Raw genomic sequence first — 22,228 nt, 5'->3', positions numbered from 1 at the left:
GAGAGGTTATATGCAAAATGCAGCACGCTTAGGCGATGCCATCTGTCACGGCGGCGCGGTCGTCAGCGGTTCCGGGAACGTCTTTATCAACAGCATACCCGCGGCCATGCTGGGAAGCGCCGCCGCATGCGCCCTTCATGGCGGAAGCGCCGTTGCATCCGGCTCCGGTACCGTGTTCATCAACAACAGTCCCGCGGCTCGGCTGGGTGACTGCACCGGCTGTGGTGCCGCCATCTGTAGTGGCTCGGGCGATGTGTTTATAGGCTAGGCATGATCACTTTAAACCTTTACTGGCCAGAACAGCGCTCGCGTCGGGTGCTGGGTGACAATGAAACCGTCATTTTCGATGTCGACAGCGGTCAGTTCTTCTCCCCTGCAAAAGCCCCCTGTGAGGAGGGGGTTATTTTCAGCCATGGCGCAGAGGGGCTTAGCCTGCTTAACGCTCAGCGGCTGCTGCCCTGCTATGTTGATGGCCACCCGCTGGCCTTTCAGGAACGTCATTCCCTGCGGATCCAGAGCAGCATTCAGCTTGCCCGCTATGGCATCACCGTGGAGGACGAGGAGACAGATAAAAGTCTGCTCCAGGAGCTGGGTTACGCCGACGGCTGCGGCAACGACGCCCAGTTACCGGAGCTGGTGGAGATCCTGCACAACAGCCTGCAGCACGTCACCGAGGCACCGGAAAACGAAAAAAGGGACATTCTTAAATCGCTTGAAAAAGAGTTTCGCCAGGCCCTGATCTGGGGCATCCAGCAGCCCCACGCCCGACAGTCCGGCCCGCGGCGCGACAACCGGTTCAACGAAAACGTGTTTCACTTCGACAGGGTTCAGGCGCAGGTCAAATCAGCCACCGTCACCCACTGTATTTTTGAAACGCCGGCGCTTATCCACAAAGTGTTTAACGAGCTGGAGATCGCCGAAAGTGACAGGATCCAGGCCGAAGAGCAGACAAAAACCGACGTCCTCAAGCTGCTGGCCCCTGAAGAAGTTCGCTACGACACCCAAAAACGGATCCCCGCTCTGCTGGTACAGGACATTTACCGGGCAGACCTGGACACTCTACTGTAATTAAAGGATTAACTATGATGCTGACAACTCCCCGTCTCAGGACCTTCCTGCAGGAAAATACCTTTGGTTCACTGACGGAAGACCTGCTTTCTACCCTAAAGAAACGCCCGGCCGACCGGGAATCTCGTTACGCGCTGGCAACGCTCTGGTGCATCGAAGAAGCATGGGATAAGGCGCTGACGCAGGTCGATACCCTGGCCGCCCTGTCGGATGCGACCTCCTCGCATAGCGAACTGCTGAAAAACCTGATCATGAGTGAGATGGTGCGTAAGCAGGTGCTCAACGGAGAACGCAAGGCCAGCCCGCTTGACGAGCAGGCCCCCACCTGGCTGGACATTCTGCACCAGGCAAACCAGGCCAGTGCCGCCCAGGAAATCGATAAAGCGGATGAGCTTCGCTTTCAGGCCTTCGAGCTTGCCCCGGTCACCGCAGGCCACAGCGAGCACGCCGGTGCGTTCGACTGGATTGCCGATGGCGATGGCCGTCTTGGGCCAGTGTGCGAATTTATCTGCGCCGGCGGGTATCGCTGGGTGCCGTTCGAGCAGATCCAATCGCTGACGGTGCAGCCACCTCAGTCGCTGCTTGACCTGATGTGGGCACCCGCGACGCTCGTCACCCCGTCGCGTAAATGGAGCGGCTATTTACCTGCCCGCTACCCGATCGACGCCAGCCAGAGCCTGAGCGTGAAGCTCGGCGACGAGACCCACTGGCAGCAGCAAAGCCTGGTATTGACCATCGGCGAAGGCCGTAAGATGTGGGTCACCGAGCAAAGCGAATTTTCGATCATGGAAACGGGCACCCTCACCTTTGAGACGGCCTGAACGCCATGAACAGCAAGCAGCAATATCTGCCCACCCTGCTCGATCGCCTGCTGGATGATGAGCCCAAAAAGCAGCAGGAGGCCTTTGACAAAGCCTTTTACGATGCGAGGACCCTCAGGCGTCTGGTGCAGCGGGATCTGGCATCGCTCCTCAACTGCAACAACATCGATCGCGAACTCGATCCCGTTAAGCACTGCCATGTGGCTAACACGGTGGTGAATTTCGGCATCACTCCGCTTCCGGGCATGCCGGTCAACCTGAACAACTGGCGGCAAATGGAGAAAAACATTCGTGATGCCATTCTGCGCTTCGAGCCCCGAATCATCCCCGAATCGCTGCTGGTGCATATTCTCCACGAGAAGGATAAATCCTTCAGCAGTACCAACATGCTGTTCGAAGTTCGCGGGCTGATCTACTGGGAGCCTCATCCCATCGATCTCTGTCTGAACGGCAGCTATGACCGCGAATGCGAACGCATTGAGCTATCTGGTGTGTCGTAATGTTATCCACGGGCAGCGCCAGCGCTGCCCGTGTTGTCGCCTGAATCACAAGGAAAAATCATGAAGGTGCTTTATGTTGGTAGCGGGCTTTCAGCCCAGCAGGCCACGGACGAACGCTACCGCGACCATATCAAAGTGTGTTTAAACAACGCCTGGCGAATCTTCCCCGACGAGGTATTTGATTACTGGATCCACCCCAACGACTTTCCTGCCGAAAACTATCCGCAGACGAAAAATTACCGCACGGAAATTCGGCACAAAGAGTACTCAGCCGCTCTGCATCAGGGAGCAGAAACGCTCGGTTTCGGGGAGCTAAGCGGTTTCAATCTGGAAAGAAAAATTGGCTATACCTCTTTCTTTCAGGGTCTCTACTGGATAATGCTGACCCTGGCGCCAGCGCGGATCGGGCTGCTCGGCTTCGATCACGACTATAACCCTGAGAAGGTGCAAAAATGGCGCGCCGAGGGCATGCCACAGGTCTGTAATGACTTTAATCAGAAAACGGAAAAAACCTTGCGGGAGTGGGCCGGGAACTATTTTTCCGGGCTGGAGCAGGATGCCTTTTACGGCCACGGCACGCCGGACCCATTACGCTTCGGGCCGGAGTATCTGGAGCAAAAAATGCATATTGCCGTCGCCAGCGCGAAAACGCTGGGCGTTGAAATCGTCAATTATTCGCAGCGCCCGTCGCCCTATAACATATTTGTGCGCGGTACGCCTGAGTGATCGGAGCGGGTTCGCGATCCTGAGGATGGCGAACCCCGTCACTTTTTAGCCCTGCTCGCCCATCATCTGCTTTACCAGCTCCACGCAGCGCAGGAATCGCGCGTCGTAGTCCGGTTCTTCAACATGGACATACTCGATGTTGTTCTCCTCGAGCATCTCTACCAGCATGGTCTGAAACTCTTTCCTGTCGACTGAACTGCCCAGGCTACGCAAGCCGTCGGCAACCCACGGGGTATTATTTTCCAGCACGATAACCAGGTCGAAGCGGTATTCATCAATCAGCGCCTGCACGAACGGGTGCTCGCGGCCTTCGTATTTCTTACAGAACGCCTGGGTGGTGACAAAATCGGTGTCGATAAACGCCACCTTATTGGCATATTTCACCGCAAAATCAATGTACTGTGCATGGCCAAGCGCGATTTTATCGTAGTCCGAATACTGTAACGCCATCTCGTCGCCGCCGAGATGCGAAAAGACGTAATCCCGGCCATATTCCCAGGCGCTGGTGGTATTGAAAATGTTAGCGAGCTTATTCACCAGCGTCGATTTACCGCTCGACTCGCCGCCGAGAATCGCCACCGTACGCACGAAGAACGGCTTCACTTCGGTCGGGATATATTCCCAGTAGCGCGACGGGTTTTCACGAATTTGCGCGCCGCTGATGCTCATGAACGTGCGCTGCGGGTCGATAAGCACCGTTTCGGTGCCCAGATGCTCGCGAAACTGCGGCGCATCAGCCTCTTCGGAGGTGTAAATGGTATTTGGCTGAATGCCCTTTTCTTCCATAAACGCCTTCACGCCGTTGCTCCACACGTCCCAGCCGTGGGGATACGGCTCCATGCCCTCTTCGTTAAAGGCATGAATACGAATGTTTTTCTGATATTTGAAGGTCTGCAACAGCCAGCGCAAACGATCGGATACCGTCGGCTGCTGCGACATCGCGCTGTCTTCAAACAGCTCGCGGTCGCGCTTTTCGTCATAGCCCATGATGATATGCAGCTCATCGACCTGGCTTACGGCGCGCTGGATAAGATAGATATGCCCGGTATGCAATGGGTAGAACTTACCGAACACCACGCCAACATTTTTCTGCTGGCGCGGAAACTCGAGCCCCAGGAAACGGTGCAACGCTTCGAGCTTTTGCGCACTCGGGCTTTTGATTTTGGCGTTCAGCAACTGGCTCAGATAGCCCTTCGTCATCCCGCTGGCGTCCGCCACCTGCTGCAAGGTACAGCCTTTCTGGCGAATAGCGGTTTTGATGTAATCGAATGATGACAAAGGAGCCTCCTGCCTGATGGGTTTGCCCGGCGGCGCTTAGGCTTGCCGGGCCTGGAAAAACGTAGGGCGGATAAGCAAAGCGCCACCCGCCAAAAGAGATAACGCAATGATTATAATTCGTCGAAGACGTTAAGTGCATCGGAAAGCTTTTTCACGCCAAACACCTTCATCCCTTCCGGTATTTTTTTCGGTACGTTAGCCGCGGGCACGATCGCCCGTTTAAAGCCATGCTTGGCGGCTTCAGAGATTCGCTCCTGCCCGCTTGGCACCGGGCGAATTTCACCGGAAAGCCCGACTTCGCCAAACACCACCAGATCCTGCGGCAGCGGCCTGTCGCGCAGGCTGGAGACCATCGCCATCAGCAGCGCCAGATCCGCACTGGTTTCGGTCACCTTCACGCCGCCGACCACGTTGACGAACACGTCCTGGTCGAACATCTGCAAGCCACCGTGACGATGCAGTACCGCCAGCAGAATCGACAGACGGTTCTGTTCAAGCCCCACCGCTACGCGACGCGGGTTGCCCATCATCGACTGATCGACCAGCGCCTGGATCTCGACCAACAGCGGCCGCGTGCCTTCCCAGACCACCATCACCGAGCTGCCGGAGGTGACTTCATCGCCCCGGCTCAGGAATATGGCAGAAGGGTTGCTCACTTCGCGCAGGCCCTGTTCAGTCATGGCGAAAACGCCAAGCTCATTGACCGCACCAAATCGGTTTTTGTGACTGCGCAGCGTGCGGAAACGGGAGTCCGCATCGCCGTCCAACAATACGGAACAGTCGATGCAGTGCTCCAGCACTTTAGGCCCCGCCAGCGAACCATCTTTAGTGACGTGACCGACCATGATAATCGCCACCCCGCGCGTTTTAGCAAAGCGGGTCAGGTAAGCGGCACTTTCGCGCACCTGGGCGACGCTGCCCGGCGAGGACTGTACGTCGGCCATATGCATAACCTGGATGGAGTCGATCACCATCAGCTTCGGCTGCTCTTCTTCGGCAATCTGGCAAATCTGCTCAATGCTGGTTTCTGACAGCATGTTGAGGTTAGCAGCCGGTAACCCAAGACGGTGCGCGCGCATCGCGACCTGCTGCAAAGATTCTTCGCCGGTGACGTAGAGGGTTTTCATCTGCTCGCTGAGCTTGCACAGCGTCTGCAACAGCAGGGTGGATTTCCCGGCCCCCGGATTGCCGCCAATCAAAATGGCGCTGCCCGGCACGACGCCACCGCCAAGCACGCGGTCAAACTCTTTAAAGCCGCTGGAGAAGCGCGGCAGCTCTTCGAGGCTGATTTCAGAAAGCTTCTGGACCTTCGAGCCACCAGAAGCCCCGGCGTAGCCGGTTAAGCGCTCATTGCGCGCCACGACGGGCGACGCGGCAATGCGCATTTCGGTAATGGTGTTCCAGGCATGACAGGCACTGCACTGCCCCTGCCAGCGCGGATAATCCGCGCCGCATTCGTTACAGACAAAGGCGCGTTTCGGTGCTTTCGCCACGGTTTACCTCGTTATTACTTTTGATTCAGGCTGCCGGACAGGATGCAAAATACGCCCATCAGGTCAGCGTGACGGATGGTGATTTCCGTCTGCTCGTTCACTTTCGGTTTGGCATGGTACGCAATACCGAGCCCGGCCGCTTTAATCATCGGCAGATCGTTGGCGCCGTCGCCAATCGCCACGGTTTGCGCCAGCGGAATTTCATGGCTTTCGGCCAGACGTTTCAGGGTGCTGGCCTTGTACTGTGCGTCCACGATATCGCCGGTCACGTTGCCGGTGAGCACGCCGTCGCGAATTTCCAGCTCATTCGCCACCGCGGCCGTCAGGCGCAGTTTTTCACGCAGATAATCGGCGAAGAACGTAAAGCCGCCGGAGGCAATCGCCACCTTCCAGCCCAGCGTTTCCAGCTTCAGCACCAGCGGCACCAGTCCCGGCATCAGCGGCAGCGTGTCGCGGACCTGACGCAGAATGCTTGCATCGGCGCCCTGCAGAGTGGCCACCCGCTGGCGAAGGCTGGCGGTGAAATCGAGTTCGCCGCGCATCGCACGCTCAGTGACTTCAGACACCAGCTCGCCGGTCCCCGCCAGTTTGGCGATTTCATCAATACACTCAATCTGGATAGCCGTTGAATCCATGTCCATCACCAGCAGGCCCGGCGTGCGCAGGTGCGGGATTTTCCCGAGCGGGGCGACGTCAAACCCGGCATCGTGTGCAAGGCGCGTCGCACGCGGCGTAAGCGAGCCTGCGAGGCGAATCACCTGATAATCTTCAACGCACCAGGCGGCAACAATCACCATCGCCGCCCCCAGCTTGTGCTGATAATCGGTCAGGCGCTGTTTATCGAGACGGCGGCCATACAGCAGCCAGCCGCTGCGTCCGGCGTGGTAATCCAGCGGCATCACTTCATCACCGCTCAAGGACAGCGGCAGCCCAGGCCATAAAGAGACATCGTCGGGCAGGTCGCACCAGGTCAGACTGTTCGGCATTACAGCTCCAGTTAATCGAGATTTGGCCAGGAAAATAACGCATGAGGCTACCCTGTATCCAGCGCTTCTGGCAACATTAAGCTGCAAATTTTCAAAGGTGGAATATGGTTCGCGCAAAACTGAAATTTCGGCTGCATCGTGCGGTGATCGTCCTTATCTGTCTTGCCCTGCTGGTGGCCCTGATGCAGGGCGCATCGTGGTTCAGCCAAAACCACCAGCGGCAGCGCAACCCACAGATGGAAGAGCTGGCCCGCTCCCTCGCCCATCAGGTCACGCTGAATCTTGCGCCGTTGATGCGTTCAGAAACGCCGGATGAGAAGAAGATCAATCAGTTGCTGACGCAGCTGACCACCAACAGTCGCCTGCTGGACGCCAGCGTCTATGACGAAGAAGGCAACCTGATCGCCCACAGCGGTGAGAGCGTGGACGTCCGCGACCGCCTGGCGCTCGACGGCAAAAAAGCCGGGGGCTATTTCAATCAGCAGATCGTCGAACCCATTCAGGGCAAGAATGAACCCCTTGGCTATCTGCGCCTGACGCTGGACACCCACACGCTGGCGACGGAAGCCAAACAGGTGGATAACACCACCAACATTCTGCGCCTGATGCTGCTGCTCTCCCTTGCCATCGGCGTGGTGCTGACTCGCACATTGCTTCAGGGCAAACGCACGCGCTGGCAGCAATCGCCGTTTCTGCTCACGGCGAATAAATCCGTTCCCGAAGAGGATGAGGGCGAAAACAAGGATAAGTGATAAATTGGCTGAATCATTAAAGAAAGGAAATCTGCCATGTCGACGCTGCGCCTGCTTATCTCTGATTCATACGATCCCTGGTTCAACCTGGCGGTGGAAGAGTGTATTTTCCGCCAGATGCCCGCCACCCAGCGCGTGCTGTTTTTGTGGCGCAACGCCGATACCGTCGTCATTGGTCGGGCACAAAATCCATGGAAAGAGTGCAATACCCGGCGGATGGAAGAGGATAACGTGCGCCTGGCGCGCCGCAGCAGCGGCGGCGGTGCGGTGTTTCACGATCTCGGTAACACCTGCTTTACCTTTATGGCCGGCAAGCCGGAATACGATAAAACCATCTCCACGTCGATAGTGCTTAACGCCCTGAACGCTCTTGGCGTGACGGCTGCGGCCTCCGGACGCAACGACCTGGTGGTCAAAACTCCGCAAGGCGATCGTAAGGTCTCCGGTTCGGCCTACCGTGAAACCCTGGATCGGGGATTTCATCACGGCACGCTGCTGCTGAACGCTGACCTCAGCCGTCTGGCGAACTACCTCAACCCTGATAAGAAAAAGCTTCAGGCAAAAGGGATTACCTCGGTACGCGGCCGCGTGGCAAATCTGATTGAGCTGCTGCCGGGTATCACCCATGAAAAAATCTGCGGCGCGGTAACGGAGGCGTTCTTCGCTCATTACGGCGAACGCGTTGAAGCAGAAGTGATTTCGCCAGACAAATCCCCGGATCTGCCAAACTTTGCGGAAACCTTTGCCCGCCAGAGCAGCTGGGAGTGGAACTTCGGCCAGGCGCCAGCCTTTTCACATCTGCTCGATGAACGTTTCACCTGGGGCGGCATCGAGCTGCATTTCGACGTCGAGAAAGGCCACATCACTCGCACCCAGGTTTTCACCGACAGCCTGAATCCGGCACCGCTGGAGGCGCTGGCGGCGCGCTTGCAGGGCTGCCTGTATCATCCTGACGTGCTTCAGCAAGAGTGTGATGCGCTGTTGGGGGATTTCCCGGAGCAGGAAAAAGAGTTGCGGGAACTGTCGGCGTGGATTGCGGGGGCGGTTCGATGAGGGAGAATAAAAAACGGCAACCTTTGGTTGCCGTTTTGCGTTGACTTCCCAGGCCGGGTCAGGCGAAGCCGCCACCCGGCACAACAACGTTTACTCTTTATCGCCCAGCAGAACGGATTCCAGCGCGATTTTGATCATGTCGTTGAAGGTCGTCTGACGCTCCGCAGCGGTGGTCTGCTCGTGGGTGCGGATGTGATCGGAGACGGTGCAGATGGTCAGCGCTTTTGCGCCAAATTCTGCGGCCACGCCGTAGATACCTGCCGCTTCCATTTCCACGCCCAGAATGCCGTATTTCTCCATCACGTCGAACATTTCGCCGTCCGGAGAGTAGAACAGATCGGCGGAGAAGAGGTTGCCAACGCGAGCGTCAACGCCCAGCGCTTTAGCCGCGTCAACGGCGTTACGCACCATGTCGAAGTCAGCAATCGCCGCGAAGTCGTGATCTTTGAAGCGGATACGGTTCACTTTGGAATCGGTGCAGGCACCCATGCCGATAACCACATCACGCAGCTTCACATCCATGCGCACGGCGCCACAGGAGCCCACGCGGATGATTTTCTTCACGCCGAAATCGGTGATCAGCTCTTTGGTGTAGATGGAGCAGGACGGGATACCCATACCGTGACCCATCACGGAAATCTTGCGGCCTTTGTAGGTGCCGGTGAAGCCCAGCATGCCGCGTACGTTGTTCACTTCACGCACGTCTTCGAGGAAAGTTTCAGCAATGTGCTTCGCACGCAGCGGATCGCCAGGCATCAGTACGACGTCAGCGAAATCACCCATTTCTGCGTTAATGTGTGGGGTTGCCATTTTATTTTTCCTTATTCGTTGTTGTTATGCCGGGTGGTGGCGTTGCCTTACCCGGCCTACAAATCCGTAGGCCCGGTAAGCTTGCGCCACCGGGCAATTGCATCACAGCATATTTTTGCCGTATTCCATCGGTGACGTACCAAAGTACGTTGCCAGGGTCTGACCGATATCCGCGAAGGTTTCGCGATGGCCCAGCGAACCTGCTTTCACTTTCGGGCCATAGACCAGCACCGGAATGTGTTCACGGGTGTGATCGGTCCCGGTCCAGGTCGGGTCGCAGCCGTGGTCCGCGGTGAGGATGATGATGTCATCTTCACCCACCAGCTTCAGCAGCTCCGGCAGACGGCGATCGAACAGCTCCAGACCTGCTGCATAGCCGGCAACGTCGCGGCGGTGACCCCAGGAAGAGTCGAAATCAACGAAGTTAGTGAAGACGATGGTATTGTCCCCGGCTTCTTTCATCTCTTTCACGGTTGCGTCAAACAGCGCATCCAGACCGGTCGCTTTCACCTTTTTGGTGATGCCGCAGTTGGCGTAGATATCCGCAATTTTGCCGACGGACACCACGTGACCACCCTTCTCATCGACCAGTTTCTGCAACACGGTTGGCGCTGGCGGCTCAACGGCCAGGTCGTGACGGTTGCCGGTACGCTCGAAGCTGCCCGCTTTGTCACCGATGAACGGACGCGCGATCACGCGGCCGATGTTGTAGCCGCCCTCAGTGAGCTCTTCACGGGCGATTTCGCACAGCTCATACAGCTTATCCAGGCCATAGGTGCCTTCGTGGCAGGCAATCTGGAAGACGGAGTCAGCGGAGGTGTAGAAAATCGGCTTGCCGGTTTTCATATGCTCTTCGCCGAGCTCGTCCAGGATAACGGTGCCAGATGAGTGGCAGTTGCCGAGGTAGCCCGGCAGGTTGGCGCGCTTAACCAGCTTATCCAGCAGCTCCTGTGGGAAGCTGTTGTGGTGTTCCGGGAAGTAGCCCCAGTCGAACAGCACGGGCACACCGGCAATTTCCCAGTGACCGGATGGGGTATCTTTCCCGGAAGAGAGCTCATGCGCCCAGGCGTATGCGCCAACCACTTCGGCATTACCGTCCATGCCAGCGGCAATGTTTCCGGTAGACCCTTCATGGGCTTTCACCAGACCCAGACGGGTCAGGTTTGGCAGGTTCAGCGGGCCCTGGCGGCCTTTATCGGCCTCGCCTTTCGCGCAGGCTTCTGCGATATGGCCCATCGTATCGGCACCGACATCGCCGAAACGCTCTGCGTCTTCGGTGGCGCCGATACCAAAGGAGTCCAGCACCATAATAAATGCACGTTTCATATTTTCTCCGTACGTTTTGCGCTGCAAAAAAGCGATCAGATCAGTATACCGCTATTGAGTGATTCGACGATAGACCGTTGGTGTTTCTTTTGGTGCCGTATCGTCCAGTTTAATTGCCGCTTTCACCGCTCTGGCGGCTTCCTGCCAGCTGGCTTCGTCTTTCGCGTGGACCACCGCCAACGGACGCTGCCCGTCAACGCTTTCGCCCAGGCGCGCCATGTCGGTAAAGCCGACGCTGTAATCCAGCTTATCGCTGGCCTGACGGCGACCGCCGCCCATCGCAACAACGGCCATCCCGAGCGCGCGGGTATCCATTGCGGAAACGAATCCTTCCGTATCGGCATAGACCGCTTTACTGAGCATCGCCGTTGGCAGGTATTTCGCGTAATTTTCGACGAAGTCCGCCGGGCCTTTCTGTGCCGCGACCATGCGGCCGAAGATCTCAGCGGCTTTACCGTTATCCAGCACCGCCTGCAGTTTGCTGCGCGCTTCCGCTTCGTCTTTCGCCAGATGACCGGAGATCAGCATTTCCACGCACAGCGCCATGGTGACGTCGAACAGACGCGGATTGCGGTACTCGCCGGTCAGGAACTGCACCGCCTCACGGACTTCAACGGCATTACCCGCGCTGGATGCCAGCACCTGGTTCATGTCAGTCAGCAGCGCGGTAGTCCGCACGCCTGCGCCGTTGGAGACGCCAACAATCGCTTCGGCGAGCGCTTCAGAGAGCTCGTAGGTCGGCATAAATGCGCCGCTGCCCACCTTCACGTCCATCACCAGCGCATCCAGCCCTTCGGCGAGTTTTTTCGCCAGAATGGACGCCGTAATCAGCGGAATAGAATCGACCGTGGCGGTGATGTCGCGGGTGGCATAAAAACGTTTGTCCGCAGGCGCGAGCGAGCTGGTCTGCCCGATAATTGCCACGCCTGTGTCCTTAATAATTTCGCGGAAGCGATTGTCGTCCGGGAAGATATCAAACCCCGGAATCGCTTCCAGTTTGTCGAGCGTACCGCCCGTGTGCCCGAGGCCTCGCCCGGAGATCATCGGGATGTAGCCGCCGCAGGCCGCCACCATTGGGCCAAGCATCAGGGAGGTCACATCACCCACGCCGCCGGTGGAGTGTTTGTCGACAATCGGGCCGTTTAAATTCAGGCTCTTCCAGTCGAGGACGGTGCCGGAATCCCGCATGGCCATCGTCAGCGAGACGCGCTCCGGCATGGACATATCATGGAAGAAAATGGTCATCGCCAGGGCCGCAATTTGTCCTTCGGACACGGTGTTATCACGAATGCCGTTGATGAAGAAACGGATCTCTTCGTCACTCAGCGCGTGACCATCGCGTTTTTTACGAATAATTTCTTGTGCGAGAAACACGGTAACCCCCTGAGGGAAAATCGAAAAGCCATCGTAGCTGTAGGCAGGATTTGGCGTAGCCGACATCCGGCACTTAAACAATTTGCCGGGCGGCGCTACGCTTACCCGGCCTACGTCCATTGATACGGTAAATCAGTAAGCGCTCGCGCTCTTGCCGTCGCCGTGACCCAGCGCTTTCAGCAGGCTTGCCAGCAGGCTGGACGCGCCAAAGCGGTAGTGACGGGCGTCGGCCCAGTCGGCGCCAAACAGGTCATCAGCAATCGCGAGGAATTTCTGTGCGTCTTCAGCGGTACGCACGCCGCCCGCCGGCTTAAAGCCCACGGTTTTTTCAACGCCCATATCGCGGATCACTTCCATCATGATGCGCGCGCTTTCTGGCGTGGCGTTCACCGGCACTTTACCGGTAGAGGTTTTGATGAAGTCCGCGCCCGCTTTGATGGCGATTTCAGAGGCTTTACGAATCAGTGCCTCTTCTTTCAGCTCACCGGTTTCGATGATCACTTTCAGCAGCACGTTCGCTGCCGCACAGGCGTCTTTACAGGCTTTCACCAGATCGAAACCGACCTGCTCGTTGCCCGCAATCAGCGCACGATAAGGGAACACAACGTCAACTTCATCTGCGCCGTAGGCGATAGCCGCTTTGGTTTCCGCCAGCGCGATGTCGATGTCATCGTTGCCGTGCGGGAAGTTAGTGACGGTTGCGATGCGAACGTCTGGCGTGCCCTGCTCTTTCAGCGCCTTGCGCGCGACAGGGATAAAGCGAGGGTAGATGCAGATTGCCGCGGTCGTGCCCACCGGCGTTTTCGCCTGATGGCACAGGGCGATCACTTTCGCATCAGTGTCATCGTCATTCAGGGTGGTCAGGTCCATCAGCTTTAACGCGCGCAGGCTGCTTGCAGTTAAATCAGTCATGTTATCTCCGGTGTGTAATTTTACCTTGCGGGTCTGTGACTATTTTAACACCGACCCGACGTTTCACTTCGATCCCCATCACAGTTAATGAAACGCACATGCAAATTTGCATTACCGTAATGAGATTTGAATCACTCTTTTAAGCGCCGACGAGGGATATGGATCAAGAGACTCGCCGCCGCTTTTCTCTACAATGCCCTCATCGCCAACGCGCCTGAGGAACGTCTATGTCTGACTCTTTTGCACAACGCTGCCAGAATATTGTGACAAGCAAAACGCTCAGCCCCGAGCAAAAACGCCACTTTCTGGCGCTTGAAGCGGAAAACGCTTTGCCCTATCCGACTCTGCCAGAAACCGCCCGTGCGGCGCTGGACGAGGGCGTGATCTGCGATATGTTTGAAGGCCACGCGCCGTTCAAACCGCGCTACGTTTTGCCCGACTACGCGCGTTTCCTGGCTAACGGCTCAGAATGGCTGGAGCTGGAGGGCGCAAAAGATCTGGATGACGCGCTCTCAATGCTGACCATCCTTTATCACCACGTTCCTTCGGTCACGGCGATGCCGGTTTACCTCGGGCATCTGGATGCGATCCTGGCTCCGTATGTTAAAATACTAACACAAGAAGAAGTCGATATCCGCATAAAACGTTTCTGGCGCTATCTGGACAGAACCCTGCCGGACGCTTTCACCCACGTGAATATCGGCCCGGAAGATACGCCCGTCACGCGCGCCATTTTACGCGCCGATGCTGAACTGAAGCAGGTTGCACCAAATCTGACGTTTATCTATGATCCGGACATTACACCGGATTCGCTGCTGCTGGAAGTCAGTAAAAACATCTGTGAATGCAGCAAGCCGCACATCGCTAACGGCCCGGTGAATGATAAAATTTTCACAAAAGGCCAGTATGGCGTGGTCAGCTGCTACAACTCACTGCCGCTGGCGGGCGGCGGTAGCACGCTGGTGCGTCTGAATCTGAAAGAAATTGCACGGCGCAGTGAATCGGTGGCCGACTTCTTCGACCGGGTTCTTCCGTTCTACTGCCAGCAGCAAATCGCCATCATTGATGCCCGTTGCACCTTCCTGTACCAGCAATCGCACTTCTTTGAGAATAGCTTCCTGGTGGCGGAAGGGTTGATTGACCCGCAGCGCTTTGCGCCAATGTTTGGCATTTATGCCCTGGCGGAAGCGGTGAACCTGCTCTGTGAAAAAGCCAACAGCCCTGCCCGCTATGGTCAGGATGAAGAGGCCAATGCGCTTGGCTGGCGCATCAGCGCAGAACTGGCGGCGTTTGTTGAAAGAACACCTGTGAAGTTCGGCTGGAACCAGCGCGCGATGCTGCATGCCCAATCCGGCATCAGCTCCGACAGCGGTACTACGCCCGGCGCGCGTATTCCTTACGGCAGCGAACCCGATCCGGTCAGCCACCTGCTGGCCGTTGCGCCTCACCATGCGTTTTATACCGCCGGGATCAGCGACATCCTGACGCTCGATGAAACCATAAAACGCAACCCACAGGCGATAATGCAGCTCTGCCTGGGCGCGTTTAATGCCGGAATGCGAGAGTTTTCAGCCAACGTCAGCGGCAACGATCTGGTACGCGTCACCGGGTATATGGTGCGGCTCTCAGACCTGGAAAAATTCCGTGCCGAAGGTTCACGCACCAACACCACCTGGCTTGGCGAAGAGGCCGCCCGCAACACCCGTATTCTGGAACGCCAACCGAGAGTCATCAGCCATGAGCAGCAGATGCGCTTCAGTCAGTAAAATCATCCCGTTCTCCTGCGTCGACGGCCCCGGTAGCCGTCTGACGCTGTTCCTGCAGGGCTGCAATCTGCGCTGTAAAAGCTGCCACAACCCCTGGACGATGGGGCGCTGCAACGACTGCGGAGAGTGTGCTGTTCATTGCCCACACGATGCGCTCTCCTTTCAGGCCGGGCGCGTCTACTGGCAGGAAACGCTCTGCCAGCAGTGCGACACCTGCCTGAAGATGTGCCCGCAGCAGGCCACACCGATGGCGCAAACAATGTCCGTCGAAGAGGTGATAAAGCAGGTCGCGCGCGCGGCCCCGTTCATTGAAGGCATCACCGTCAGCGGCGGCGAAGCCACCACTCAACTGCCCTTTATCTGCGAGCTATTCACGCAGCTCAAGGCCACGCCAGCGCTTTCACATCTCACCTGCCTGGTCGACAGCAACGGCGAGCTGGGCATTCCGGGCTGGGAGAAGCTGCTGCCGGTCTGCGACGGCGTGATGGTGGATTTGAAAGCCTGGAATAGCAGCGTTCACCAGCGTCTCACCGGGCGCGGGAATGAAAGGATTAAAGCCAGTATTCGCTGGCTGGCAGAACACCAGAGGCTTGCGGAGCTACGCCTGCTGACCATCCCTGAGGAGACGGACTATTTGTCATCCATTGAACCGCTGAGCGAGTTTATTCATTCCCTGGGAGAAATCACCGTGAGGCTGAATGCCTTTCATGCCCACGGCGTCTACAGTGAAGCACGAGAGTGGCGCAGCGCCCACGCCGGGGACGTTGAGCCGCTGGCACAAGCGCTGCAAAATCAGGGGATAAATCAGGTTATCCTCCCGGCGCTTTACTTATAGGGCGGTAAAAAGCTGACGGGTATTTTTCGCCAGCGCATCGGCGATATCTGCGGGTGATTCAGAACGTAGTTCACAAAGGGAGGTAAAAACGTCTGCTGCCCGTTCCGGGCGATTGGGCTGGCCCTGATAGCCGTTGAGCGGCATGTCCGGCGCATCCGTTTCCAGCAGCAGTGCGCTCAGGGGCAAACGCGCCATCACCTCACGCGTTTTGCTTGCCCGCGGGTAGGTTATCGTCCCGCCCACGCCAATTTTATACCCCAGTTGAACGAATCGTTCCGCCTGTTGCAGGCTTCCGGCAAAACCGTGGACAACGCCGGTGCAGGGTAAATTATGCCGCTTGAGGTGCATCGCCAGCTTATCGTGGGTCCGGCGTGAGTGGAGGATCACCGGAAGATCGTAGCGTTTCGCGAGCCTGAGCTGCGCATCCAGCACCGCCTGCTGTTTATCGAACTGCGGATTGTCGCGATACAGATCAAGGCCAATTTCCCCGATAGCCACAAGCTTCGGCAGCTTCAGGGCAAGCAGCGCCTCAAGCTTTGCCAGGCTTTCATCATGATGTTTTTCTATCACAATCGGATGCAGGCCCAGCGCGGCATACAGCGGGGCGTGATTTGCCGCAAGCTTCAGCACACCGTCGAAACGCGTCGCTTCGGTCGCGGGCACGATGATCTTCGATACGCCCGCGCGGGCGGCAAGGACCAGACTGTTTTCGATATCGTCGACAAAGGGCGGAAAATCAAAATGGCAATGGGTGTCGGTAAAGCTGAAGCTCACGCCAGCCCCTCGCTATCAAAACTCGCATCGTTGGCCTGTGGCGCGTCGATAAGCGGCGCATTGTGCAGATCGTTTGCCACCGCTGCGGGAGGAATAACCACCGCCGCAGGAGGGATAACAACGGCGGCAGGCGTGGCAACGCGCGGTTTGAAGCGATGCAAAGGAGGCTTATCGGCCAGCATTTTGCCCATCGTGGCAAGGAAATAGCGCCCACACTGACGGCCCACGTTGTAGTCTTCCAGCAGCGCAGGCAGGCGGCTACCGAGCGCCATACTTTTCAGTGGCTTAGGCGGGAAGATTTCCAGGATCCGCACGTTGCCCGGCGGTTTCTCAATGAACTGCTGAATGGCGTGGTAGGTTTTTTCGTGATGCTGAACCAGGTTCACAAACGGCTGCAGGCTGCTCTCTCCGAGCCAGCGTTCCATACGCTTGAACCACTGCGGGGTGTAGTACATCTGCGACGGCACGGTGCGGATCACCACGATTGTTTTCCCGCCGCGCTTCACCGCTTCCTGTACCGGAATGGCATCGCTCACGCCGCCATCCAGCCAGTTAATGCCGTCTAACGTCACGCCAGGCCGGTAAAAACCGGGGATCGCACTGGAGGCCCGAATCTGATCCATCCAGGTTTCACGCGTTGGCGAGAAGTAGCCCGGCGAGTAGTCATCCGCCCGGGAGGCACACATGTAAAACGCTTTGCCGTCATCAAACTGGCGCGCGGCCACATCCATCGCCAGCGGCATTTTGCTTGAGGTGGCCTCTACCAGCCAGTCGAGATCGATAAGATTGCCGCCGCGCACAAAGCGCATCGGATCGAAAAAATCTCGGGAAGTCGTGTAGCGGGTGATCACTTTTCGGGCATAGCCGGGCTGATTGCAAAGGTAGGCAGAAAGATTCTGTGCCCCGGCAGAGGTGCCTAAATAGAGATCGAATGGATTAAATCTGGCGCGCATAAATTCATCCAGCACGCCTGCCGTAAAGATGCCACGCTGCCCGCCGCCCTCACAGACTAATGCCAGCTCGCCTGGGTGAAAGGGTTTCACTGCAAGTGGCGCAATGTTACCGAGCGTCACCGGAATTCGCTGTCCCACACTGCTTTCCCTTTTTTGATTGTTCTGTCCTATAACCATAACGCAAACAAGGATTGTCTGAAAACAATAAAGCCAGCCCGAAGGCTGGCTTTGTGTTACGAAAATTTAACTTAGCAGGCTAAGGACGTCGGCGCCCCATAAACAGGCTGACCAGGAACAGGATGATACCGACGATGAAAACAATTTTTGCGGCACCCGCTGCCGTACCCGCCAGACCACCAAAGCCCAGAGCGGCGGCAATTAATGCGATGACCAGAAAGATAATGCCCCAACGAAACATACGATTCTCCTTTACCATAGTGAATGTCGTCCGCTTTGATGAACGCTCAGGCACTCAAAACGACAGACTCGTTTCCCCGGCGCTGGCCGGGGAAGGTAGTGTCAGAACAACGTTATTTAACTTTCAGATCGTTCTTGACACTTTTTACGCCATCAACTGCTTTGGCGATGCTCTCCGCGCGTTCACTCTGCGCATGAGAATCGACCGTACCGGAAAGCTGCACCACGCCGTCGGTGGTTTCTACTTTCACTTTGCGGGACGGTACAATATCGTCCGCCAGCAGCTTGGCTTTGATTTCACTGGTGGTTGCGGTATCACCCGCATACCCCTGCATGCTTTGCGTTTTGCTGTCACGCACGTGGAGCTTATCGCTGACTGACGCCACGCCTTCCACACCTTTCGCGACTTTCACCGCCTCTTCGGCCTGGGCCTGGCTTTCAACAAAGCCGCTCAGCGTGACGACCTTGTTATCGGTTTTCACCGAAATACCGGTACTTTTGATGGAGTCATGATCGACCAGTGCCGCTTTCACCTTCGCCGTGATGCTGCTGTCATCCATGAAGCCGCCGACTTTGCTCATTGAGCTGTCGACTTTTTGCCCTGCGCTTTCCGCAGCGGATTGGGTTTTATCCATGGTGGATTCCGCCAGAGCAGAACCGCTCATCATTGCAGTACCCAGCATGATTGCCAGCAGCGTTTTGGACATCTTATGGCTCGTCATTGTCTCGATTCCTGTAGTTTGCTCAGAATTTGAGCTCAGGCGATCTTCATGATCGCATTGCTGTAGGGGTGAATATCACCACAATTTCACAGTTTTTAATCTTGATAATGACAAATAAACCGGGCTAATTCGCTAATGAACACGCATTGAGTAGCGAGTTAAGCCAGACAACTTGTCATCACTTTGTTAAATATAGCCAACAATTTTTAACTCGCCCGGCCAACAGGTTAAAAAGTGACCTTTCCGGCGGGAATCGGGCTCATTTAAGAACTTTCTGCAAGGGAATCAAGAGGGAGGCAAAGTGACAGAGCACGGCGCGGGCCGTGCTCTGGAGAGGATTAGTGCTCGCGAGTTTTACGGAACTGAACGTCAGGGTAACGTTCCTGAGTCAGGTTCAGGTTTACCATCGTTGGGGCGATATACGTGAGGTTGTCACCACCGTCCAGCGCAAGCTGTACTTCGTTTTTGCGCTTGAACTCTTCGAATTTCTTCACATCGCTGCTTTCTACCCAGCGTGCCGTCGCCACGTTCACCGATTCGTAAATCGCTTCGACGTTGTACTCGCTCTTCAGACGCGCAACCACCACGTCGAACTGCAGCACACCGACCGCGCCAACGATCAGATCGTTGTTGGCAATCGGGCGGAAGACCTGCACGGCACCCTCTTCCGACAGCTGAACCAGCCCTTTGAGCAGTTGCTTCTGCTTGAGCGGATCCTTCAGGCGAATACGACGGAACAGCTCCGGCGCGAAGTTCGGAATGCCGGTGAACTTCATCATTTCGCCCTGGGTAAAGGTGTCACCAATCTGAATGGTGCCGTGGTTATGCAGGCCAATGATGTCGCCCGGGAAGGCTTCTTCCACGTGCGAACGGTCGCCCGCCATAAAGGTCAGCGCGTCGGAGATAACGACATCTTTCCCGGTGCGCACCTGACGCAGCTTCATGCCCTTTTCATATTTACCGGACACCACACGCATGAACGCTACGCGGTCACGGTGTTTCGGGTCCATGTTGGCCTGAATCTTAAACACGAAGCCTGAGAACTTCTCTTCTTTCGCTTCGACTTCACGGCTGTCGGTTTTACGCGGCATTGGCGCTGGCGCCCATTCCACCAGACCGTCCAGCATGTGATCCACGCCGAAGTTACCGAGTGCGGTACCGAAGAACACCGGGGTGATTTCGCCTGCCAGGAACAGTTCCTGATCGAACTCGTGAGACGCGCCCTGAACCAGCTCCAGCTCTTCACGCAGCTGTGCCGCCAGCTCTTCGCCTACGGCCGCGTCGAGATCCGGGTTGTTCAGCCCTTTAACAATGCGAACTTCCTGGATCGTATGGCCTTTACCGGTCTGGTACAGATAGGTTTCATCTTTGTAGAGATGATAAACGCCCTTAAACAGCTTGCCGCAGCCGATAGGCCAGGTGATTGGCGCACAGCCGATTTTCAGCTCGCGCTCCACTTCATCCAGCACTTCCATCGGATCGCGGATGTCACGATCGAGTTTATTCATGAAGGTCAGGATCGGCGTATCGCGCAGACGGGTCACTTCCATCAGCTTACGGGTACGATCCTCAACGCCTTTTGCGGCGTCGATAACCATCAGACAGCAGTCCACCGCCGTCAGGGTACGGTAGGTATCTTCGGAGAAGTCTTCGTGACCCGGGGTATCAAGCAGATTCACCAGGCAGTCGTGATACGGGAACTGCATCACGGAGGTGGTGATCGAGATCCCACGCTGCTTTTCCATCTCCATCCAGTCGGATTTCGCATGCTGGCTGGAGCCACGGCCTTTGACGGTACCGGCGGTCTGGATCGCCTGTCCGAACAGCAGCACTTTTTCAGTGATGGTCGTTTTACCGGCATCCGGGTGAGAAATGATGGCAAAAGTGCGGCGTTTGGCCACCTCTTGCAGATAAGGAGACAACGTCATAGTCAATTCTTCTTAAGTAAACGCGGCGTCAATCCGCGCATGTTGAATACGAAAAATGCGGCTATTTTACCCGTAAGGCGGGGCCTGACAATCAATGTTTACACAGGAGCTGCTCCAGTTCGGCAAGCGATGTCACGGTCCAGGTTGGCTGGATATGTTCCGGCAACACCTGCTGGTGCGCATTCAACCAGCAGGTTGAGAGCCCGGCGTTCATACCGCCGAGGATGTCAGAGGCGGCGGTGTCACCCACCATCAGCACCCGGGAGCGATCCGGGTTGCCCGCCTGCTCCAGCGCATAATCAAAGATGCGCGCATCCGGTTTGGCCACGCCGACTTCTTCGGAAATAATCAATAAATCAAAGTGTTCACGCAGGCCAGTGCGCTCAAGGCGAATCTGCTGAAGCGAGGTGAAGCCGTTGGTGATGATCCCCATCTTCACTTTGCCTTTGAGTGAATCCAGCAGCGAAACCGCGCCCGGCAGCGGTGCGCAAATCTCGGCCATCGCGTTCATAAAGGCGTCATTCAGATCACCCGGGTTGGCGTTCAGGCGCGCCGCCCAGCCTTCAAAACGCTGATGCTGAAGCTGCAAAGAGGTGATCGCCCCATTCTGGTAATCCACCCACAGCGGCTTATTCACGGCCTGGTAGTCCTGGAAATCTTCAGCGGTGAAGGTCACGCTATAGTCAAGAAACATCCGCTGTAGGCCGCTGAACGAGTCGAAGGTAAACAGCGTCTCGTCGGCATCAAAGAAAATCCAGTCCCACTTCTTCATCGTAAACCCTTGTCTTACATACTGACAGGCAGCGCCATGATCAGAGCATCTTCGCGCCCGTCTGCCGTTGGATAATAGTTGCGGCGAATCGTCGCTTCGTTAAAACCTACGCTTTCATACAATGCGATTGCGGCGGCGTTCGAGGCCCGAACCTCCAGCCACAGCGTCGCCACGCCACGCTGTTCCACTTCGTCGATGACCCGCTCAAGCAGCTCGCGCCCGAGCCCCCGGCGCTGAAATGCCGGGTCGACCGCGATATTGAACAACGTAGCCTCATCAAGCACGATTTGCGTGATAGCGAAGGCCGCCATTTCACCGTCGACGGTCAGCTGCAGGTTGAGATAGCGTTCGCCCTGATTGCTGGCGAGCGTCTGCTCGCTCCACGGAAACGCATGAGCGCGCTGTTCAATGCGCAATGCGCGCGGTAAATCAGTCTGACTGAGGGAAGAAATCGTGTTCATGAGCACAAATTTGTTGCCAGAGCTCAGCGCGAGCCGCCGCGCTGGTCTGTAGTTGTTCGAATACCGGGCTCGTCACCTGCGCGCCTTCCAGCGCAACGGGCTCGTCTTCGCCAAGACGCCAGCTGTTGCAGCGTCCGCCTTCCGGCAGCATCGCTACGCGATCGGGCGTCAGCTGTAATACCTGATCTGGCGTGACGGCAAACGCACGCAGAATGTCGTTCAGCAGCGGTTCGGTCAGCGCGGGCAGCGTTTGCGCCACCATCACCAGGCGGATATGTTCAGGCAGCGAGATAGCGATTTCGCCCTGCAACACCGAAGGGCGGCGCAAAGACCACTGGGTAATGCCCAGCTGCTGTAGTTGCCAGTCTCGTCGGGATGTCATCGCGGGTTTCTCCTGTCTGTCAGGCGCGGAAATATAGCAAATTCGGCGAAGTTGCGCCAACAAAGCGAGGCCGCCGCCTTGTTATATAGCCTGAATAATTCGAGTGACAGCAAGCGCAG

Annotated in this window: 24 protein-coding genes; 9 read left to right on the top strand and 15 right to left on the bottom strand. The window is 56.8% G+C overall.

The window, feature by feature from the left end; translation table 11 throughout:
• Window positions 1-10 precede the first annotated feature (10 nt).
• From AB1287_RS01145 to AB1287_RS01125, 5 genes are read left to right on the top strand one after another with little or no spacing between them, the layout of a single operon-like run.
• Complete coding sequence (locus AB1287_RS01145; RefSeq protein WP_312629893.1) at window positions 11-268, top strand: PAAR domain-containing protein; 258 nt, start codon at window positions 11-13, stop codon at window positions 266-268.
• 2 nt (window positions 269-270) lie between these two features.
• Window positions 271-1,068, top strand: coding sequence for a TagK domain-containing protein (locus AB1287_RS01140; protein ID WP_435616696.1), 798 nt, complete (start codon window positions 271-273; stop codon window positions 1,066-1,068).
• 14 nt (window positions 1,069-1,082) lie between these two features.
• Window positions 1,083-1,889: a type VI secretion system accessory protein TagJ gene (locus AB1287_RS01135; protein WP_312629897.1), complete on the top strand. Its 807-nt coding sequence runs from the start codon at window positions 1,083-1,085 to the stop codon at window positions 1,887-1,889.
• Between the two features lie 5 nt (window positions 1,890-1,894).
• A complete protein-coding gene (locus AB1287_RS01130; RefSeq protein ID WP_312629899.1) occupies window positions 1,895-2,389 on the top strand; it encodes a type VI secretion system baseplate subunit TssE in 495 nt (164 codons plus the stop codon).
• A 60-nt stretch (window positions 2,390-2,449) separates the two neighbouring features.
• Window positions 2,450-3,115 (top strand): hypothetical protein, encoded by a 666-nt coding sequence (locus AB1287_RS01125; RefSeq protein WP_435616695.1) that lies wholly within the window; start codon window positions 2,450-2,452, stop codon window positions 3,113-3,115.
• Window positions 3,116-3,160: 45 nt separating this feature from the next.
• Here the strand turns inward: AB1287_RS01125 and nadR are convergent, their stop codons facing one another.
• The 3 genes from nadR to serB all read right to left on the bottom strand — a co-directional run bounded on the left by nadR (window position 3,161) and on the right by serB (window position 6,872).
• Window positions 3,161-4,393: a multifunctional transcriptional regulator/nicotinamide-nucleotide adenylyltransferase/ribosylnicotinamide kinase NadR gene (gene nadR, locus AB1287_RS01120; protein WP_312629902.1), complete on the bottom strand. Its 1,233-nt coding sequence runs from the start codon at window positions 4,391-4,393 to the stop codon at window positions 3,161-3,163.
• A 110-nt stretch (window positions 4,394-4,503) separates the two neighbouring features.
• Window positions 4,504-5,886 (bottom strand): DNA repair protein RadA, encoded by a 1,383-nt coding sequence (gene radA, locus AB1287_RS01115; protein WP_312629904.1) that lies wholly within the window; start codon window positions 5,884-5,886, stop codon window positions 4,504-4,506.
• A gap of 14 nt (window positions 5,887-5,900) precedes the next feature.
• Window positions 5,901-6,872, bottom strand: coding sequence for a phosphoserine phosphatase (serB, locus tag AB1287_RS01110; protein ID WP_435616694.1), 972 nt, complete (start codon window positions 6,870-6,872; stop codon window positions 5,901-5,903).
• 104 nt (window positions 6,873-6,976) lie between these two features.
• Between serB and AB1287_RS01105 the strand changes: the two genes are divergently transcribed.
• Together AB1287_RS01105 and lplA are read left to right on the top strand one after the other, a co-directional pair.
• Window positions 6,977-7,624: a YtjB family periplasmic protein gene (locus tag AB1287_RS01105; RefSeq protein WP_435616693.1), complete on the top strand. Its 648-nt coding sequence runs from the start codon at window positions 6,977-6,979 to the stop codon at window positions 7,622-7,624.
• A 36-nt stretch (window positions 7,625-7,660) separates the two neighbouring features.
• Window positions 7,661-8,677, top strand: coding sequence for a lipoate--protein ligase LplA (lplA, locus tag AB1287_RS01100; protein ID WP_435616692.1), 1,017 nt, complete (start codon window positions 7,661-7,663; stop codon window positions 8,675-8,677).
• A gap of 90 nt (window positions 8,678-8,767) precedes the next feature.
• Here the strand turns inward: lplA and deoD are convergent, their stop codons facing one another.
• The 4 genes from deoD to deoC form a co-directional block, all read right to left on the bottom strand.
• On the bottom strand, window positions 8,768-9,487 hold the full coding sequence (deoD, locus tag AB1287_RS01095; protein ID WP_014882458.1) for a purine-nucleoside phosphorylase: 720 nt from the start codon (window positions 9,485-9,487) through the stop codon (window positions 8,768-8,770).
• A gap of 102 nt (window positions 9,488-9,589) precedes the next feature.
• Window positions 9,590-10,813: a phosphopentomutase gene (gene deoB, locus AB1287_RS01090; protein WP_312629909.1), complete on the bottom strand. Its 1,224-nt coding sequence runs from the start codon at window positions 10,811-10,813 to the stop codon at window positions 9,590-9,592.
• A 51-nt stretch (window positions 10,814-10,864) separates the two neighbouring features.
• Complete coding sequence (gene deoA, locus AB1287_RS01085; RefSeq protein ID WP_435616691.1) at window positions 10,865-12,187, bottom strand: thymidine phosphorylase; 1,323 nt, start codon at window positions 12,185-12,187, stop codon at window positions 10,865-10,867.
• Window positions 12,188-12,319: 132 nt separating this feature from the next.
• Entirely contained in the window at window positions 12,320-13,099 is a 780-nt protein-coding gene (deoC, locus tag AB1287_RS01080; RefSeq protein ID WP_312629911.1) for a deoxyribose-phosphate aldolase, read from the bottom strand.
• 227 nt (window positions 13,100-13,326) lie between these two features.
• Here deoC and AB1287_RS01075 point away from each other — a divergent pair, with 227 nt between their 5' ends.
• Together AB1287_RS01075 and AB1287_RS01070 are read left to right on the top strand one after the other, a co-directional pair.
• Window positions 13,327-14,865 carry a YjjI family glycine radical enzyme gene (locus tag AB1287_RS01075; protein ID WP_435616690.1) on the top strand — a complete coding sequence of 513 codons (1,539 nt, stop codon included), beginning with the start codon at window positions 13,327-13,329 and terminating at the stop codon, window positions 14,863-14,865.
• Entirely contained in the window at window positions 14,837-15,700 is an 864-nt protein-coding gene (locus tag AB1287_RS01070) for a YjjW family glycine radical enzyme activase (protein WP_435616689.1), read from the top strand. The genes AB1287_RS01075 and AB1287_RS01070 overlap by 29 nt, the downstream gene beginning before the upstream one ends.
• Here AB1287_RS01070 and AB1287_RS01065 read toward each other — a convergent pair.
• From AB1287_RS01065 to AB1287_RS01030, 8 genes are all read right to left on the bottom strand, one after another.
• Window positions 15,695-16,474: a TatD family hydrolase gene (locus tag AB1287_RS01065; RefSeq protein WP_435616688.1), complete on the bottom strand. Its 780-nt coding sequence runs from the start codon at window positions 16,472-16,474 to the stop codon at window positions 15,695-15,697. The genes AB1287_RS01070 and AB1287_RS01065 overlap by 6 nt on opposite strands.
• A complete protein-coding gene (locus tag AB1287_RS01060; protein WP_312629915.1) occupies window positions 16,471-17,565 on the bottom strand; it encodes a patatin-like phospholipase family protein in 1,095 nt (364 codons plus the stop codon). Before AB1287_RS01060 ends, AB1287_RS01065 begins: the two co-directional genes overlap by 4 nt.
• A 118-nt stretch (window positions 17,566-17,683) precedes the next feature.
• Window positions 17,684-17,845, bottom strand: a complete 162-nt coding sequence (locus AB1287_RS01055; protein ID WP_007373037.1) for a DUF1328 domain-containing protein — start codon at window positions 17,843-17,845, stop codon at window positions 17,684-17,686.
• A 112-nt stretch (window positions 17,846-17,957) separates the two neighbouring features.
• Window positions 17,958-18,566, bottom strand: a complete 609-nt coding sequence (gene osmY, locus AB1287_RS01050) for a molecular chaperone OsmY (protein ID WP_435616687.1) — start codon at window positions 18,564-18,566, stop codon at window positions 17,958-17,960.
• A 338-nt stretch (window positions 18,567-18,904) separates the two neighbouring features.
• Window positions 18,905-20,494 (bottom strand): peptide chain release factor 3, encoded by a 1,590-nt coding sequence (gene prfC / locus AB1287_RS01045; RefSeq protein WP_312629919.1) that lies wholly within the window; start codon window positions 20,492-20,494, stop codon window positions 18,905-18,907.
• A gap of 91 nt (window positions 20,495-20,585) precedes the next feature.
• Window positions 20,586-21,266, bottom strand: coding sequence for a pyrimidine 5'-nucleotidase (gene yjjG / locus AB1287_RS01040; protein ID WP_435616686.1), 681 nt, complete (start codon window positions 21,264-21,266; stop codon window positions 20,586-20,588).
• 14 nt (window positions 21,267-21,280) lie between these two features.
• The gene (rimI, locus tag AB1287_RS01035; protein WP_435616685.1) at window positions 21,281-21,727 is read right to left on the bottom strand and encodes a ribosomal protein S18-alanine N-acetyltransferase; all 447 of its coding nucleotides are present in this window, start codon (window positions 21,725-21,727) and stop codon (window positions 21,281-21,283) included.
• Window positions 21,696-22,109 (bottom strand): DNA polymerase III subunit psi, encoded by a 414-nt coding sequence (locus AB1287_RS01030; RefSeq protein WP_312629922.1) that lies wholly within the window; start codon window positions 22,107-22,109, stop codon window positions 21,696-21,698. The genes rimI and AB1287_RS01030 overlap by 32 nt, the downstream gene beginning before the upstream one ends.
• Between the last annotated feature and the right edge of the window lie 119 nt (window positions 22,110-22,228).

The organism is Scandinavium sp. UTDF21-P1B, assembly GCF_040750395.1.
Lineage (GTDB): Bacteria > Pseudomonadota > Gammaproteobacteria > Enterobacterales > Enterobacteriaceae > Scandinavium.
This window is presented reverse-complemented; position numbering and strand designations above follow the sequence as displayed.

Coding starts and splice junctions, on each gene's coding strand:
- AB1287_RS01145 (WP_312629893.1), top strand. CDS start 11: ATGCAAAATGCAGCACGCTTAGGCGATGCCATCTGTCACGGCGGCGCG.
- AB1287_RS01140 (WP_435616696.1), top strand. CDS start 271: ATGATCACTTTAAACCTTTACTGGCCAGAACAGCGCTCGCGTCGGGTG.
- AB1287_RS01135 (WP_312629897.1), top strand. CDS start 1,083: ATGATGCTGACAACTCCCCGTCTCAGGACCTTCCTGCAGGAAAATACC.
- AB1287_RS01130 (WP_312629899.1), top strand. CDS start 1,895: ATGAACAGCAAGCAGCAATATCTGCCCACCCTGCTCGATCGCCTGCTG.
- AB1287_RS01125 (WP_435616695.1), top strand. CDS start 2,450: ATGAAGGTGCTTTATGTTGGTAGCGGGCTTTCAGCCCAGCAGGCCACG.
- serB (WP_435616694.1), bottom strand. CDS start 6,872: ATGCCGAACAGTCTGACCTGGTGCGACCTGCCCGACGATGTCTCTTTA.
- AB1287_RS01105 (WP_435616693.1), top strand. CDS start 6,977: ATGGTTCGCGCAAAACTGAAATTTCGGCTGCATCGTGCGGTGATCGTC.
- lplA (WP_435616692.1), top strand. CDS start 7,661: ATGTCGACGCTGCGCCTGCTTATCTCTGATTCATACGATCCCTGGTTC.
- deoD (WP_014882458.1), bottom strand. CDS start 9,487: ATGGCAACCCCACACATTAACGCAGAAATGGGTGATTTCGCTGACGTC.
- deoB (WP_312629909.1), bottom strand. CDS start 10,813: ATGAAACGTGCATTTATTATGGTGCTGGACTCCTTTGGTATCGGCGCC.
- deoC (WP_312629911.1), bottom strand. CDS start 13,099: ATGACTGATTTAACTGCAAGCAGCCTGCGCGCGTTAAAGCTGATGGAC.
- AB1287_RS01075 (WP_435616690.1), top strand. CDS start 13,327: ATGTCTGACTCTTTTGCACAACGCTGCCAGAATATTGTGACAAGCAAA.
- AB1287_RS01070 (WP_435616689.1), top strand. CDS start 14,837: ATGAGCAGCAGATGCGCTTCAGTCAGTAAAATCATCCCGTTCTCCTGC.
- AB1287_RS01055 (WP_007373037.1), bottom strand. CDS start 17,845: ATGTTTCGTTGGGGCATTATCTTTCTGGTCATCGCATTAATTGCCGCC.
- osmY (WP_435616687.1), bottom strand. CDS start 18,566: ATGACGAGCCATAAGATGTCCAAAACGCTGCTGGCAATCATGCTGGGT.
- prfC (WP_312629919.1), bottom strand. CDS start 20,494: ATGACGTTGTCTCCTTATCTGCAAGAGGTGGCCAAACGCCGCACTTTT.
- yjjG (WP_435616686.1), bottom strand. CDS start 21,266: ATGAAGAAGTGGGACTGGATTTTCTTTGATGCCGACGAGACGCTGTTT.
- rimI (WP_435616685.1), bottom strand. CDS start 21,727: ATGAACACGATTTCTTCCCTCAGTCAGACTGATTTACCGCGCGCATTG.
- AB1287_RS01030 (WP_312629922.1), bottom strand. CDS start 22,109: ATGACATCCCGACGAGACTGGCAACTACAGCAGCTGGGCATTACCCAG.